The organism is Paractinoplanes rhizophilus, assembly GCF_042664765.1.
Taxonomy (GTDB): Bacteria; Actinomycetota; Actinomycetes; order Mycobacteriales; family Micromonosporaceae; genus Actinoplanes; species Actinoplanes rhizophilus.
In genome coordinates this window covers 1-14,969 of sequence record NZ_JBHTBJ010000003.1, presented here as the reverse complement: position 1 = coordinate 14,969, position 14,969 = coordinate 1, and the positions used below count along the sequence as shown (strand labels likewise).

11 protein-coding genes, 1 tRNA gene and 1 pseudogene are annotated in these 14,969 nt (G+C 71.1%); all 13 read right to left on the bottom strand.

All coding sequences use genetic code 11. The features are described from left to right. Nucleotides 1-3: 3 nt before the first annotated feature. On the bottom strand, nt 4-1,206 hold the full coding sequence (locus tag ACFQS1_RS05865) for a cytochrome P450 (RefSeq protein ID WP_378965060.1): 1,203 nt from the start codon (nt 1,204-1,206) through the stop codon (nt 4-6). After that, nucleotides 1,203-3,701, bottom strand: coding sequence for a UbiA family prenyltransferase (locus ACFQS1_RS05860; RefSeq protein WP_378965059.1), 2,499 nt, complete (start codon nt 3,699-3,701; stop codon nt 1,203-1,205). Before ACFQS1_RS05860 ends, ACFQS1_RS05865 begins: the two co-directional genes overlap by 4 nt. After that, a complete protein-coding gene (locus ACFQS1_RS05855) occupies nt 3,698-4,732 on the bottom strand; it encodes a polyprenyl synthetase family protein (RefSeq protein WP_378965058.1) in 1,035 nt (344 codons plus the stop codon). The genes ACFQS1_RS05860 and ACFQS1_RS05855 overlap by 4 nt, the downstream gene beginning before the upstream one ends. A gap of 31 nt (nt 4,733-4,763) precedes the next feature. Continuing rightward, nucleotides 4,764-5,912, bottom strand: a complete 1,149-nt coding sequence (ispG, locus tag ACFQS1_RS05850; protein ID WP_378965413.1) for a flavodoxin-dependent (E)-4-hydroxy-3-methylbut-2-enyl-diphosphate synthase — start codon at nt 5,910-5,912, stop codon at nt 4,764-4,766. Further along, nucleotides 5,906-7,810, bottom strand: coding sequence for a 1-deoxy-D-xylulose-5-phosphate synthase (gene dxs / locus ACFQS1_RS05845; protein WP_378965057.1), 1,905 nt, complete (start codon nt 7,808-7,810; stop codon nt 5,906-5,908). The genes ispG and dxs overlap by 7 nt, the downstream gene beginning before the upstream one ends. A gap of 17 nt (nt 7,811-7,827) precedes the next feature. Then, nucleotides 7,828-8,769: a 4-hydroxy-3-methylbut-2-enyl diphosphate reductase gene (locus ACFQS1_RS05840; RefSeq protein ID WP_378965056.1), complete on the bottom strand. Its 942-nt coding sequence runs from the start codon at nt 8,767-8,769 to the stop codon at nt 7,828-7,830. Nucleotides 8,770-8,992: 223 nt separating this feature from the next. Next, the gene (locus ACFQS1_RS05835; protein WP_378965055.1) at nt 8,993-9,448 is read right to left on the bottom strand and encodes a MarR family winged helix-turn-helix transcriptional regulator; all 456 of its coding nucleotides are present in this window, start codon (nt 9,446-9,448) and stop codon (nt 8,993-8,995) included. Between the two features lie 182 nt (nt 9,449-9,630). Further along, nucleotides 9,631-9,840 carry a MerR family transcriptional regulator gene (locus ACFQS1_RS05830; RefSeq protein WP_378965053.1) on the bottom strand — a complete coding sequence of 70 codons (210 nt, stop codon included), beginning with the start codon at nt 9,838-9,840 and terminating at the stop codon, nt 9,631-9,633. Beyond that, entirely contained in the window at nt 9,837-10,334 is a 498-nt protein-coding gene (locus ACFQS1_RS05825; RefSeq protein WP_378965052.1) for a hypothetical protein, read from the bottom strand. The genes ACFQS1_RS05830 and ACFQS1_RS05825 overlap by 4 nt, the downstream gene beginning before the upstream one ends. A gap of 835 nt (nt 10,335-11,169) precedes the next feature. Then, a complete protein-coding gene (locus ACFQS1_RS05820) occupies nt 11,170-13,230 on the bottom strand; it encodes an AAA family ATPase (RefSeq protein WP_378965051.1) in 2,061 nt (686 codons plus the stop codon). A gap of 413 nt (nt 13,231-13,643) precedes the next feature. Next, nucleotides 13,644-13,850: a VOC family protein gene (locus ACFQS1_RS05815; protein WP_378965049.1), complete on the bottom strand. Its 207-nt coding sequence runs from the start codon at nt 13,848-13,850 to the stop codon at nt 13,644-13,646. A 203-nt stretch (nt 13,851-14,053) separates the two neighbouring features. Next, nucleotides 14,054-14,126 (bottom strand) — tRNA-Arg (locus tag ACFQS1_RS05810). Between the two features lie 374 nt (nt 14,127-14,500). Continuing rightward, nucleotides 14,501-14,846 (bottom strand): annotated as a pseudogene (locus ACFQS1_RS05805) (nucleotidyl transferase AbiEii/AbiGii toxin family protein); the annotation flags it as partial. Nucleotides 14,847-14,969: the final 123 nt, after the last annotated feature.

Genomic DNA, 14,969 nt, shown 5'->3' with positions numbered 1-14,969 from the left:
CGCTCACCAGGCCACCGGCAGGTGGTGCGGTCCGCGCTGGATGCTGTCGGTGCGCCAGTCCAGCCGGTCGGGATCGGCGGCCAGGCGCAGACCGGGCACGCGGGCGACCAGTGTGCCGATGGCCACCTGCATCTCCATCCGGGCCAGTGCGGCGCCGAGGCAGTAGTGCGAGCCGTGGCTGAACGCGATGTGCTTGTTGGGAGTCCGTCCGAGGTCCAGCACGCCCGCCGCCGGGAACGCGCGCTCGTCGCGATTGGCGGAGAGCTTGGAGACGAATACCAGGTCGCCCTTGGCCATCCGGGCGGCACCGAACTCGAGGTCCTCGGAAACCGCGAACGGCAGCCCGGCGTGCCCGAGCGGAACGAAGCGCAGCAGCTCCTCGATCGCGCCCGGCAGCAGCGACGGGTCGTCCCGGAGCCGGCCGAACTGCTCCGGCTCCTGCAGCAGGACCAGGCAGGAGTTGACGATCTGCGTCATGGTCGTCTCGTGGCCGGTGACGAAGAGCAGCATCGCCAGGCCGACCAGCTCGGCGTCGCTGAGCGGCTCGTCCGCCGGGTCGGCGCCGATCAGATCGCTGAGCAGATCGTCGCTCGGGTCGGCGCGGCGCTGTCCGATGTGCCGGGCCAGGTAGCCGTAGACGAAGGCGAAGGCGTTGCGGACCTCGTCCGGCTCGCGGCCCCCGGTGGCCATCAGCAGCTCGACGTTCTCCCGGACCCGTTCGCTGTCGCCGGCCGGGATGCCGAGCAGCTCACAGATGATCCGGATCGGCAGCGGGCGGGCCAGCGCGGTGAGCAGATCGGCCGGCGGGCCCGCGGCGAGGATGTCGTCCAGCAGCTCGTCGACGATCTGCTGGGCTCGCGGACGCAGCGACTCCACGCGCCGGTGGTTGAAGTACCGCGAGATCAGCTTGCGGGACTCGGTGAGCACCGGCGGGTCGGCGTAGATCAGCGCGGTCCGGCCGGCCGGGCCGCCCAGACCCATCGCTTGCACCGTACGGGCGTCCACCGTGCCGCCGCGGGTGAGGCGGGGATCGGTGAGCGCCCGCTTGGCGTCCTCGTACCGGGTGATCAGCCAGGCCCGGCGGCCGTCACGCGTGCCGACCTCGAACACCGGGCAGTGCTCGCGCAGGGTCGCGTACAACGGGTCGGGTTCCACCCGGATGTCACCGGCGAACGGGAACTCGGGGGCCTCGGGGGTTTCTGTCATGACTGCGAGCTCCTCACCAGCGGGGCGAAACGGGCGATCGTCGAGACGGCATCCATCGGTTCGCGCAGCTCCTTGGCCTGCGCGGACCGCTTGATCTCGGTCAGCACCGCGCGCGCCTGGTCGTGGTCGAGCTCGAGCCCGGCAGCCTCGGCCGCGGCCAGCACCGAGGACACCCCGGAGTGCTTGCCCAGCACGATGTGCCGCTCACGGCCGAGAAGCCCCGGCTCGTACGGTTCGTACGTGCCGGGGTCGTGCACTATGCCGTCGAGGTGCAGACCGCTCTCGTGGGTGAAGGCGTTGCCACCGACCACGGGTTGGTAGGGCGGCACCGGCACCCCGATGAGGTGGGCCACGTGGTCGGCGAGCGGCTGGATCAAGCCGAGGTCCAGCCCGGTGTCGTGCCCGAGCGAGACGTGCAGGGCGAGCGCCACCTGCTCGAGCGGGGCGTTGCCGGCCCGCTCCCCCACCCCGAGCACCGAGCACTGCACGCCCGACGCCCCGGCCTGGATCGCCGCCAGCGAGTTCGCCGTGGCGAGGCCGAGGTCGTTGTGGCAGTGCACCGCGACCGGGAGGGGGCACTGCCCGGTCACGGTACGCACAAGGTCGGCCATCGAGGCCGGGTTGGCCACGCCGACGGTGTCGGCGAGCCCGATCGTGTCCGCACCGGCGTCGGCCGCGGCACTGCAGATCCGCAGCAGCACGTCGAGGTCGCTGCGAGTGGCGTCCTCGGCGGCGAACACCACCTGCCGGCCGGCCCGCTTGGCCCGCCGCACCGCCGTACCGACCGCCCGCAGCACCTCGTCGACGGTCATCCGCAACTTGGCCCGCAGGTGGACGTCGGACGTGCCGATGAAGATGGCGATGCTGTGCGCCCCGCTCTCCACCGCCGCGTCCACGTCCCGGTCGACCGGCCGGGCGATGGCCTGGATCAGCGCGTCCCCGCCCGCGTCCACTATGGAGCGGATCGCGGCCGCCTCGTCGGCCGAGACGGCGGGGAAGCCGGCCTCGATCAGCGGGATGCCGGCGGCGGCGAGCCGATCGGCCAGCTCGCGCTTCTCCGCCGGGGTGAACACCACACCGGGCATCTGCTCGCCGTCGCGCAGGGTGGTGTCCGAGAGGACCACCACCCCCGGCGGCTCGGGCGGGGCGACCGGCTCCGGCCGGCGTGGCTGGGTGGTGGCCGGCCCGGCGCCCGACGCCGTACGGAACGTGTTGAAAAGCTGGTTGAGCCGGATCATGTCGGCCGCCGACGCCGACATCGTCAGCTGCCGGGTCAGGTACGCCCGCCGGGGATTGCTGCGCCCGTGCAGGAAGATGTCGCCGAAGACCCGGCCGGAGGTGGTGATCCGCAGCTCCGGGTGGGCCGGCGCGGCGTCGTCCGGCGCGAGCCGGCTGATCCGGCCGTCGTCCGCGAGCAGGCGCACGCGCAGGTCCGGATCGGTCAGCCGGATGTCGATGACCCGCCGCCAGTCGTGCAGGCCGGGCATGGCGGCGAGGGTGGCGAGCTGCCGGTCGACGAACTCGACGACGGCGTGCGCGGCCGGCGTCTCCGCCGGCGGCGCGAACTCATGCCGCTCGCGCAGCAGCCGCTGGCTGATCCCGGTCGCGGTCAGGGCGGCGACGACGATCAGAACGGCGAGCGGTGCCCACGGCGCCAGCCCGAGCAGCGCCCCGGCCAGCAGGATGCGCGCGAACACCAGCACGGTGTGTGCCCGGTAGGCGGCCGGCCGGGACGGCTCGCCGGACATCCGGGCCAGGGCCGCCGCTGCGAATGCCGCCGCCGACGCCAGCATCGCCACGAAGGCAGTGGTCACGGTCCGGTTCAGCAGTTCCGGCACGAGAACCGCGACCGCGTACGCGGCCAGCAGCAGCCCGGCGGCCACCCGGGTGGCGGTCGCGGCGCCACGGTGCACGGCGAACGTCCGGTAGCCGCCCGCCCGGTCGCCGTCGATGTCGCGAATCGCGCCGACCAGGTTCGAGGCGGTGTCGTGCAGGACGAACACCACCGCCAGCACAGCCACCCGTGGCGGCGGGAACGACGCCACCATCATCGAGCCGTACCAGAACGCGAACGCGGTCATGCTGCCGCGTGCGAGGTTGCCGGCCAGCCCGCGCCCCTTGAGCAGCTTGCTGTAGGCGACGCCGGTTCCGAGCGCGACCAGGACCAGCAGCACCGTCCGCCAGTTCAGCAGCAGGGAGAGGACGGCGCCGGCCACCGTGCAGCCGAGGAACATGGCCAGCGCCGTCCCCGCCCCGAGCCGGCCGGAGGGGATCGGCCGATGCGGTTTGGCCTGCGCGTCGAGGTGCCGGTCGAAGTAGTCGCCGCCGTACAGACCGGCCAGCCAGCCGAGCGTGGGAATCGCCCAGGCGGCCGCCAGCCGCCCGGCCGGCGCATGCGGCGCGGTGAGCGACGCGCCGGCCAGGCCGACCAGACCGACGTAGAAAGCCGTGTACGGCCGCCACGTCTCGAGGTGGGCGAAGAGCTTGCCGCTCACCGGACCCTCCGGGCGGCGCTCTGCGCGAAGTACGCCAGCGAGTCCCGGCTCGCCGAGGGCGGCAGCACGCCCAGGGCGGCGACCGCCTCGTCCGCGTACCGGCAGGCGGTCTGCGTCGCCGCGGCGAGCGCTCCACTGTGGTCGAGCAACGCCCGCAGCCGCTCGAAGCGCGCGTCGACGTCCCCGGCGCCGGTCATCAGCTCGTCCAGCTCGCGCCGGCGGGCCGGATCTGCGCTTTCCCGGCACAGCAGGAACGGCAACGTCAACCGCCCGTTGGCCAGATCGCTGCTGCGCGGCTTGCCGGTCTGCTCGGCGCTCGACACGTACGGCAGCAGGTCGTCGGAGATCTGGAACGCGTAGCCGAGGAGAATGCCGTAGTCGCCCAGCGCGACCACCTCGTCGTCGCTGCCGCCGCCGAGGATCCCGCCGATCGCGCAGGACGCGCGGAACAGCGCGCCGGTCTTGCCCTGGATCATCGTGAGGTACGACGAGATCCGGCAGTCGAAGCCGCTGCGGATCTCCTCCTCGAGCAACTGCCCGCGGCACAAGTCGGTGCCGGCCCGCGCGGCCTCGGCCATCGCCGCGACGATCCGGTAGTCGGGGACGCCCAGCGGCCCGCAGGCCGCCAGCGCGCCGAACAGGTAGAAGATCAACGCGTCGCCGCCCACTATCGCGTCGTCGCGGCCGAAGCGCACGTGCACCGCCGGCAGGCCGCGCCGTACGGTGTCGCCGTCGATGATGTCGTCGTGCATGAGGCTCGCGACGTGGGCGCCCTCGGTGCCGGCGGCGGCCGGCAGCACGCGGTCGATGTCGCATCCGACCGCGCTCGCGCTTTCCAGCAGCAGAATCGGCCGGAAGAACTTGCCGGGTGCGCTCACCGCGTAGTGACAGACCGTCTCGAGGGTGCCCGGACCGGTCCAGTCGTCGGTGAGCCGGTGCCGCACGAAGCCACCGAGCCGCTTGACGCGCTCGAGGACATCCTGCTCGGCAAGGGCCGGCGAGACATCGGGGGGCAGCACGGACTGGGACATGAATACCTCACCTGGGACGAAGGGGGAGACGTCAGCCGGCCACGACGGCCGGGTCGGCGTCGTCGAGCTCCAGGCCCGACTCCTCGGCCAGCCGCAGGGCTTCCTCGATCAAGGTCTCGACGATGGCGCTTTCCGGAACGGTCTTGACGACCTTGCCGCGGACGAAGATCTGGCCTTTGCCGTTGCCGGAGGCCACCCCGAGATCGGCCTCCCGTGCCTCACCCGGGCCGTTGACCACGCATCCCATGACGGCGATCCGCATCGGGATCCCCATGTCCTCGAGCCCGGCGGTGACCTCCTCGGCCAGCCGGTAGACGTCGACCTGGGCCCGGGCGCAGGACGGGCACGAGACGATCTCGAGCTTGCGGGGCCGCAGGTTGAGCGCCTGAAGGATCTGCGCGCCGACCTTCACCTCCTCGACCGGGGGCGCGGAGAGCGAGACCCGGATCGTGTCGCCGATCCCCTGGCGCAGCAACGCGCCGAAGGCCACGGCGGACTTGATGGTGCCCTGGAACGCGGGACCGGCTTCGGTCACGCCGAGGTGCAGCGGGTAATCGCACTGCGCGGCGAGGATCTCGTACGCCCGGATCATCACCACCGGGTCGTTGTGCTTCACCGAGATCTTGATGTCGTGGAAGTCGTGCTCGGCGAAGAGCGAGGCCTCCCAGAGGGCCGATTCGGCCAGGGCCTCCGGGGTCGCCCGGCCGTGCTTGGCGATCAGCCGCGGGTCCAGCGATCCGGCGTTGACCCCGATCCGGATCGGCGTGCGGTGCTCCCGCGCGGCCTGGGCGATCTCGCCGATCCGGTCGTCGAACTTCTTGATGTTGCCGGGGTTGACCCGGACGCCGGCACAGCCGGCCTCGATCGCCGCGAACACGTACCGGGGCTGGAAGTGGATGTCGGCGATCACCGGGATAGGCGACTTGCGGGCGATCTCGGGCAGCGCCAGCGCGTCGTCGGCGGATGGGCAGGCGACCCGGACGATGTCGCAGCCGGCGGCGGTGAGCTCGGCGATCTGTTGCAGGGTCGCGTTGACGTCCACGGTCGGGGTGGTGGTCATCGATTGGACGGACACCGGCGAGTCGCTGCCCACGCCGACCGGGCCAAGCCGCAGCTGGCGGGTCGGGCGCCGGGGGGCGAGCGCGGCCGGGGCCGGCATGCCGAGGTTCACGGTCATGATGTGCTGTCACTCATCTCCATGCGGGTGCCGCCCGGCCAGGGCAGCAGTCGGGACGTGCGCTCGACGACGGCGCATGCGACGGCCTGCGGGGTGAGCCGGCATTCGGCCAGCACCTCGGCGCGGGTGCCGTGCGCGAGGAACCGGGGCGGGGCGCCGAACGAGAGCACCGGGGTGGCGATGTCCTCGTCGCTCAGGCGCTCCCCGACCGCCGAGCCGAACCCGCCGGTGCGCACGCCGTCCTCGAGCGTGACCACCAGGCGGTGCTCGCGGGCGAGCGAGACGACACCGGGTGGCATCGGGGCGAGCCACCGCGGGTCGATCACCGTGACGCCGATGCCCAGCGCCTCGAGCCGATCGGCGACCGCCAGCGCGAGCGGGGCGAACGCGCCGGCCGAGACGATCAGGACGTCCGACGGCGAGCCGGAGCGCAGCACGTCGACGCCGCCGATCTCGGCGACCGCGGCGATGTCCGGGCCGATCGCCCCCTTGGGGAACCGGATCACGCACGGCGCTTCGTCCTGTTCGAGGCTCTCCCGCAGCGCCCGGCGCAGCGTGCTGCCGTCGCGCGGCGCGGCGATGCGCAGGCCGGGGACGACGCGCAGCACCGACAGGTCCCATACGCCGTTGTGCGACGGCCCGTCGTCGCCGGTGACGCCGGCCCGGTCGAGCACGAACACGACCGGGCACCGGTGCAGGGCCACGTCCATCAGCACCTGGTCGAAGGCGCGGTTGAGGAAGGTGGCGTAGACCGCGACGACCGGCCGCAGCCCGGCCATGGTGAGGCCGGCGGCCGAGGTGACCGCGTGCTGCTCGGCGATGCCGACGTCGAAGACACGATCCGGGAACCGCTGGGCGAAGGCGTCGAGCCCGGTCGGATGCAGCATCGCGGCGGTGACCGCGACGACGGCCGGGCACTCCTCGGCCAGCCGCACGAGTTCCTGGCCGAACGCTGCGGTCCACGACGGCGACGCGGTCCGCAGCGGGCGGCCGGTGTCCGGGTCGATCACGCCGACCGCGTGGAAGCGGTCGGCCTCGTCGGTCTCGGCCGGGCGGTAGCCGTTGCCCTTGCGGGTCAGGCAGTGCACGATCACCGGGCCGCCGAACTGGACGGCCTGGCGCAGCGCCTTCTCGATCGCCGCGACGTCGTGGCCGTCGACCGGGCCGACGTACTTGAGGCCGAGGTCCTCGAACAACACCTGCGGCGCGACCAAGTCCTTCACGCCCTTCTTGAGGCCGTGCAGGGCGCCGTACACGAGTGGGGCGGCCGACTCGAGGAGGCGTTCGCCGGTTTCCAGGAAGCGTTCGTAGCCGCGCGAGGTGCGAATCGCGGCGAGGTGGCCGGCCAGCCCGCCGACGGTCGGCGAGTACGAGCGGCCGTTGTCGTTGACCACCACGATCACCGGCGTGTCCTTGGCGGCCGCGATGTTGTTCAGCGCTTCCCAGGTCATGCCGCCGGTGAGCGCGCCGTCGCCGACGACCGCGACGACCGCGCGATCGGTCACGCCGGCCAGCCGGTAGCCCTTGGCCAGGCCGTCGGCGTACGACAGCGCGGTCGACGCGTGCGAGTTCTCCACGATGTCGTGGACGGACTCGTCCCGGCTGGGATAGCCGGAGAGCCCGCCGCGCCGGCGGAGCTCGTCGAAGCGGGCGGCGCGCCCGGTGAGCAGCTTGTGCACGTACGCCTGATGGCCGGTGTCCCAGATGATCCGGTCCCGGGGTGACTCGAAGACCCGGTGCAGCGCCAGGGTGAGCTCGACGACGCCGAGGTTGGGGCCGAGATGCCCGCCCGACTTCGTCACCTTGTCGATCAGGAGTCGCCGGATCTCGGCGGCGAACTCGGGAAGCTGCTGCGCGGGTATCGCCCGGACATCAGCGGGACTGCGAACGGAGTCGAGCACGGCGCCGTCCTCCACTTCTAGGGTTGTCGAATAGCGGATGGCATGGCGAAGACGACGTGCTCCTCGGCGGTCTTGTCGGTCTCCACCTCGGCGAAGCCGGCGTCGTCCAGGCGCTCCAGCAGCTGCTGGACGAGCACCTCGGGAACGCTGGCCCCCGAGCTGACGCCGACGGTGGCGACGCCGTCGAGCCAGGCCGGGTCGAGGCCGGAGACGTCCGGGACCAGGTGCGCCCGGACCCCGGCCTGGCGGGCCACGTCGACCATGCGCAGGGAGTTGCTGGAGTTGGTTGCGCCCACGACCAGCACCAGGTCGCTGCGCCGGGCCAGGGCCTTGATGCCGTTCTGGCGGTTCTGGCTCGCATAGCAGATCGTCGAGCTGGGCGGCGCGGCCACGTCGGAGAACCGGTCGGTCAGCGCGGTCACGATGTCGGCGGTGTCGTCGAGCGAGAGCGTCGTCTGGGTCACGTACGCGATCGGTGTGTCGTCGGGCAGCTCGAGCCGGGCGACGTCCTCGACCGACTCGACGACCACCGTGTGGTCGGGGGACTCGCCGCGCGTTCCCTCGGTCTCCTCGTGCCCGTTGTGCCCGACCAGCACCAGCAGGCGGCCCGCACGGACCTCCCGGCGAGCCTGTTGGTGGACCTTCGACACGAGCGGGCAGGTCGCGTCGATGACTGTCAGTTGGCGGCGGACGGCGTTCGCCCGGACCGCCGGGGAGACGCCGTGTGCGGAGAAGAGGCAGACGCTGCCGGGTGGGACGTCGTCCTCGGAGTCGACGAAGATCGCGCCGCGGCGGGCCAGCGAGTCGACGACGTGTCGGTTGTGGACGATCTCCTTGCGTACGTAGACCGGCTCGCCGTGCAGTTCGAGAGCCCGTTCCACCATCGCGATGGCGCGCTCGACGCCGGCGCAGAAGCCGCGGGGCTCGGCCAGGATGACTTTCCGCTCGGATTCGTGCATGCAGACGACCTCGCTGACGGTCGGGTCTCGGATCGAGGTGGTGCGGCCGGCTCGCGGGCACGAAAAAAGCCCCCGGGAAGGGGGCTTGCGTCATCCGTGATCAGTAGACGCGGGCTGGGTCACCGCGATGCGGGCAGGCCGGACGTGCCAAAAGCGTGACATGATCAACTTTGGCTGTCAACGGGTGATCTCTGGCTGGCCGGGCGCCGGGTGCGGCGCATGGTCACCTCGTGGACGCGGGCTGATCGGCGGCCGGCTGCGGCGTCAGCAGGCCGGCGAGCTCGGCCGCGAGCTCCTGGACCCGGGCCAGGCCGGCCGCGTCCAGATGGGGCGCGGCGGCGGCCAGCGCGGCGTCGATGGGGCGCGAACCGTACTCGTCGAAGGTCTGGTGACGGACCCGCGGATCGAGCCGGACCCGGGTGCGCCGGCGGTCCTCCGGGTCGGCGGCGTGCTGGAACACGCCGTCGTCGGAAAGCTCACGCACCACCTTGGACACCCGGCTCTGCGCCAGGCCGGTGCTGCGGCTGATCTCGCTGATCGTGCTGCCCGGGAACCGGGCGACATGCTCCAGAATGGCCAGCTCGCCGACCGAGATCGGCAGCTCGGCACCCTCCTGACTGGCCCGCAGCGCGATCTCGCGCAGCCGACGGGCAAGCCGGTTGAGCTGGAACACGTCCACGCGGTCATGCTACACGCGGGGTGATCGGCAGCTTGCCCGAGAGCGAGCGGCTGGATAACATCACTCGGTGATGCATCTCTTCGGATGCAAAGCGCCGACGGGGGACGCCATGACCAATCTCGGAGACCTCACCCAGCACCATCGGCCGTTGGCCGGCGGTCCGCCGGGGCCGGGCCGCCGCTTCACTCGCCCGCGGGCGTCTCCCCGCCGGCCGCGCCGGCCGCGTGCCGGGCCACCGCGAGCCGGGTCAGCTCCGCCAGGTCGTACTCGGCGCGGCCCGGCGAGCCGTAGCGGGTGAGCTTGCCACGCCGGGCCCACTGCCGGACGGTGGCCACGTCGACGCCGAGCATCAGCGCCGCGAGCCTCGTCGTCACGGTGTGCGGCCGGTTCATCGCCGGCCTTCGGCGAACGCCGAGCTCAGCAGCAGCCACCGGTCGTACCGCAGCAGATGCCCGGCGGAACAGGCGATCCCGCCCGGCACCCGGTCGGGCCACAGCTCGGCGTCGCACTGGTCCTGCGGGCACACGCCGAGCGGGGCGCGGGCGGAAGACTCGCGATCGATCGCGCGGGTGGCGTCGGCGGCCACCTCGGCCAGCTCGATCACGAAGTCGCCGGCCGCCGGATGCGCGGCCAGCCAGGCGAGATCGCGCAGCAGGAAGGCCACCATGTCGGCGACCTCCCGGCGGGGCGCCCGCCGGCACCGCCGCTCGGCGACGACCATTTCCGACCACGAGGCGAGAATGCCGCGGATCGCGAACCGGGCATCGACCGCCTCGTCGGTGAGCGGAGTCGAGACCTCGCAGCTCGCGTGCACCCGGGTGCACAATTCGTCGAATCCACGGCGGGAACGCCACTCCGCGCAGTCCGCGTAAAGCCCGGGCAGCACGGACAGATTTCGACGCGCCGCCTCGAGGCAATCACGGCATAATCTCGTCGGCGCAATTCGCACGGGCCGTGCATTTTTTGGATGCGGACCGTCGCACAGTGCGGCCTTGTTCATTTTTCCCCCGCTTGATGCTTCGTCACGGCAGCTGGGAGAGCATTTTCCCAGCTCGTGGCTCAACGTGCCATTTGGAAGATCCACAATGGACTCCCTGCTTTCATTGGCCCCCTTCGATCAAGAAGGTAGCAGGAGAAACACAGTATATACAACCCGGTAGCCGATTCATCACGTTCAGGTTCGGCATCTCTTCCAGTGCCCGAAATATCGGATCGCTCACCTATTCCGGAATAGCACCGAACTCGGTCGCGAGGGCGGCCTCGGCACGTCGGAAACCTCTGGGCGATATGCATCCCAGTTACACTTATCAGTACCAGGCAATTTAGATTGGCGTCAAATCACGCAACGGTCGAGAATGCGGATGCGGAAGCCTTCCGAACCATTAACCGGCTACTGACGGTCACGTTCGTACGGGTCGGGGTCGGCGACTGCTCCAGCACCACCGCCCGATGATCAGGCGTGGCGGGCCCGCAGCGCTCCCCGGACTCCGGGCGGTCGGCCACCACGAGCGCTGATGCCGAGACCGGCACTCCCGACACTGTCACCGTGGCACCACGACCATCGGCCGGGCCGATGAGTCGCACCGCCGGCGAAGGGCCGGGGATGGCTGGAGGACGGCAGTCCGCAGGCCGGTGAGTCCGGAGCCGACGACGGGGATAGAGGAGCTGCCGATGGGTGAGGTCCATGGTCAGGATCCGCGGACCGGTGCTCGGCTACCAGGTCACTCGGTGCTCACTTTCTCGTCCACCGGCTCGAACGCCAGTTGACCGACCTCGACCGCCCACAGGACCTCGGTCAGCCGCTGGTGAGCGCGGGCGAGGTGCCGACGGTAGGTGCTGAACGGCAGGCCGAGCACCTCGGCCGCGGCCTCCTGGGAGGTTGAGCCGTGAAGGTACGTCCGTGCCAGCACTCGCCGGTGCTCGGCCCCACCCGGTTCGCGGTCCAGCGCGGCGATCGCCTGGCGCAGCGTCGCCTCCAGAGCCTGGGCAGGGACCGGTTGGGTCGGGTCGGCCAGCGCGCTCGCGAGCAGCGGCGAGCTCGCCAGCCGGTCGGGGTGGCCGAGGTCGGACAGCGCCGCACGGACCGCTCGGGTGAACTCCTCGAGCGAAAGGGGAGCCGGTCGAACCAGCTCGGCCGGCGGTGGGCCGGTCTCGCCCGTCAGCTCGCGGCAGGCCATCAGCTCGGACAGCAACCGGAACGGGAAGCGCCGGCGGTCCCAGCCGTAGCCGACCTGCCGGCCCGGGCCTGCCGAGACCTCGAACATCCGGCGTAGGCCGAGGTACTCGAAGTAGGGGCCGTACTGCTCGTCCTCGAGGGTGATGACGAAACTCCAGGCGGCCGGCTCTCGCGCCCATTCCAGGAGGCACGCGACGCCGTTGACCAGCAGCAATGCCGGGTCGCCCTGGTAGCGGCCGGACGCGCCGCCGAACCGGCTGACGTTGATCCGCTCTCCGGGACGCAGCGGACCGTGTTCCGCGACGGCCGCCAGCACGGCTCGGGCGCCCGGGTCGTCGGTGTCGAGCGGGCCGCCGGTCGGCAGGTAGACCAGCATCGTGAACGCCTCGACGCCGCTGTCGCTGCGGACGCAGTAGATGCCGCGCGGCTGCTCCTCGGCGTAGCGCCGCGCAAGCTCGGCCACGTCGACCCCCTCGGCGTGCCGGATGAGCTCGATGATGGCGGCGATGTCGACCGGTTCCGCACGGGCGATCGAGAGCTGTCCCCTGTCGCGCAGCGCCGCCGACTGATCGGCAAGAGGACCGGCGCGATGGCTCAGGAGGATCTCGGCAGCCGCTCGATCGGGCCGAGGGTTGGTTGGGTCGAAGAGCCGCTCGAGGAAGTAGTTGCGGATCGCCACGTGAAGCGTCGAGTAGGCGTCGGGCGAGCGCTGCGCGAACTCGGCCTCGAACGCCTCCCGGACGACGTCGTGGAGGAAGAGCCCGACCTCGCCTCGCCGGACGTACGGACGCGACTCCAGCCACGCCCAAACCTCAGCCGCCCGGACCCCGACGATCCGGGCCAACAGGTCCTGGGTCATCCGGGTGGCGTGCGCGCACGTGGCCAGCCCGGTGCGGTGCGCCTCTTCGGGGACTTCGTCGACGACCCGGGCGCAGAGCGCGGCGGCGACGGCCGGGGCATCGGCCAGCTGCGCGATGGCGGGAGCGTCGATGCTGGCCTCGGCCAGCATGGCGAGCGCGAGCGGGTGTCCCCGGCCGACGCGGACCAGGTTGGGGCCGGCCTCCGGCGCCACCCCGCACCGCTCGAGCAGCACGCGGCTCTCGTCCTCGTCGAGCACCGACAGCTCGTGCACACGGATCAGCTCCCGCCAGCCTGCGTCGTGTCGCCACTCGGATGCGGGGACCGACCGGCCGGCGAGCACGGTCACGGACCGGCCCGGACGGGACGGGACGAACTCGTCGCGGAACCAGGTGTCGAGAAAGTGGGCCAGCAGCTCGTAGCCGTCCACCAGCAGCAGATCGACGCCACCCGCTTTGCTCGTCCGTGAGGCGCGCTCCTCGACAGCCGACATCAGGGCCGCAGCCGTCGGCTCGATCTCCCGGGCGTCGACGTACACAGCCGCGAGGCCGCGTCGAGTCGCCGCGCGGGCGCACGCGTCCAGCAGCGTCGACTTGCCGATCCCACCCTGCCCGTGCACCAGATGAACGCGCACCGGCGAGGTGCCGTCGAGCGAGGCGACGACGGCATCGAGTTCGGTGCGGCGGCCGACGAAACCTCGGTCGCGGGCGCGAGCGAGGGTCTCGCCCACCGAGAATCCGGGCTCCATCCCGTGAGGGTAGACCCCCGGAGTCGACCGCTTCGACCGGAAAAATGGGCCCCTCACAGTCAGGTTGCTCGCTCGACGCAGCCATGCGCATCGGGCTGCGCCGTAGCCGGGTCTGTCCTGGCCGTCTGCCAGACTCCTACCATCACGGCCGGAGAGTGCCCGCATGTGTCGACCGCAGGTGCGGCTTCTCGCCGCCATCGAGCCGTGTCGACGGCGGCCTGAGACTGGATCTAGCCCGCCGTTGACACTGGTCGCGCAACGGCACCTGGGCGCGGGCACTGACGGTGCTGCACGCCGCTGCACGCGCGGCGGATGTCCGGGCGGAGCACAACAGCCTCGATGCTGGTCATCGACACCCACCTGGCTCGCGGCGCCTCCAATGGAGGCGCCAGCTTCCACGATCGCGGCGGTGCCTACGGCTGGACCGAGGAGTCACCGAGCCCGCAGCACGCAAGCTCGGCGGACGGCACGGCGTCCCGGTCCCACACCAGCCGCCAGCCCAGCACCGCTTGCCAGAACAGGCCGACCTGCCGGGTGCCATCACAGGCGAGCTCACCCAGCACGCCGCACCCGGCGAGGTAGGCGTTGCCGGGCTCGATCACGCAGAACTCGTAGCCCACCCGTCGAGAACCCGACCTACCGAGGATGAAAAGGGCTCAATGTTGACCACCAGAGGCACGGGCCTGCGAATATTTGCCAGCTCGTTGACCTGTTCAAACGAGGTGGACCGGCCGGGCGAGCGTAGAGACTACGACAATTTGTGGCCGATTCATCAAGCCTCTGACCAGTAGTTTCACCCATAAGGATGATATATCCGAATCTGTGCCCCCGGTAGGAATCGAACCTACGACACACGGTTTAGGAAACCGTTGCTCTATCCCCTGAGCTACGAGGGCGTACGGCCCATATCGTACCGACCTGGGGATACTCACGAGTGCCCGGGCGTCCCGTGGGGTGCCAAACGGTCCCATTGGGTGCGCCGGCGGCGGTTCCTTCGCTGGTCGGGGCACGCATGGAGCACCTTCGGAGCACATTCGGCCCGGCCTGCCCGGCGGTGACCGCGGGTGCCCAGCGCTGATCTCGGTTGCTACCCGCTCGCCGAGCACATCCGGAGCATCTCCAGCCTCTCCTGAACAGGGGAGACACCTTCCGCGGTCGACTTGACCTTCGCGAGGGTCAACGCGATCGTTCGTGCACCGGTACCGCGGGGTGCGCCTCCTGCGGCAGCGTCGCCGGGCATCTCGCGCACGAGGTGCCCGGCGCGTGGCGTTTACTCCTGCGATGGTTCGCCACGTAGACGGCGGCGCCATGCCGCAAACCGGCTACGAATGCCATCGAGCTCGTCGCCGGCGACGCCATACTGAGCGAAGTCGTCCGGGTCCAGAAGAGCGGCCCTGCTGGAGGGCGTCGGCAAAGATGCGCCGATCGAAGCCGGAGTCCGCGCGTTCGGCAAGGCGCAGGACGTCCTCATCGGTGTACCGGCCGGATCGAAGAGTGGCGTCGATGTCGATGAAGTCGCGGGCCAACGCTCGCCCGTAGAGCGCGCCCATCTTGTTCGCCACCGCGTCGTCCGGATGCAGTACCGGGCCGACGGCCATGAGGATGGGTTCGTTGGCCTCACCCGATCAGAGGGAATTGCGTTCATCGAGGCCGGTAAGGGAAAGGCGCACCTGACCTGCAAGGATGTGACTGACTAGATCATATCCACAATAGAATCAGGTGCACCTTTCCGGTGAGCA

Bases quoted from the DNA above. Each gene is read 5' to 3' on its own strand.
- ACFQS1_RS05855 (WP_378965058.1), bottom strand. From the start codon at position 4,732: ATGTCCCAGTCCGTGCTGCCCCCCGATGTCTCGCCGGCCCTTGCCGAG.
- ACFQS1_RS05820 (WP_378965051.1), bottom strand. From the start codon at position 13,230: ATGGAGCCCGGATTCTCGGTGGGCGAGACCCTCGCTCGCGCCCGCGAC.
- ACFQS1_RS05865 (WP_378965060.1), bottom strand. From the start codon at position 1,206: ATGACAGAAACCCCCGAGGCCCCCGAGTTCCCGTTCGCCGGTGACATC.
- ACFQS1_RS05840 (WP_378965056.1), bottom strand. From the start codon at position 8,769: ATGCACGAATCCGAGCGGAAAGTCATCCTGGCCGAGCCCCGCGGCTTC.
- ACFQS1_RS05830 (WP_378965053.1), bottom strand. From the start codon at position 9,840: ATGAACCGGCCGCACACCGTGACGACGAGGCTCGCGGCGCTGATGCTC.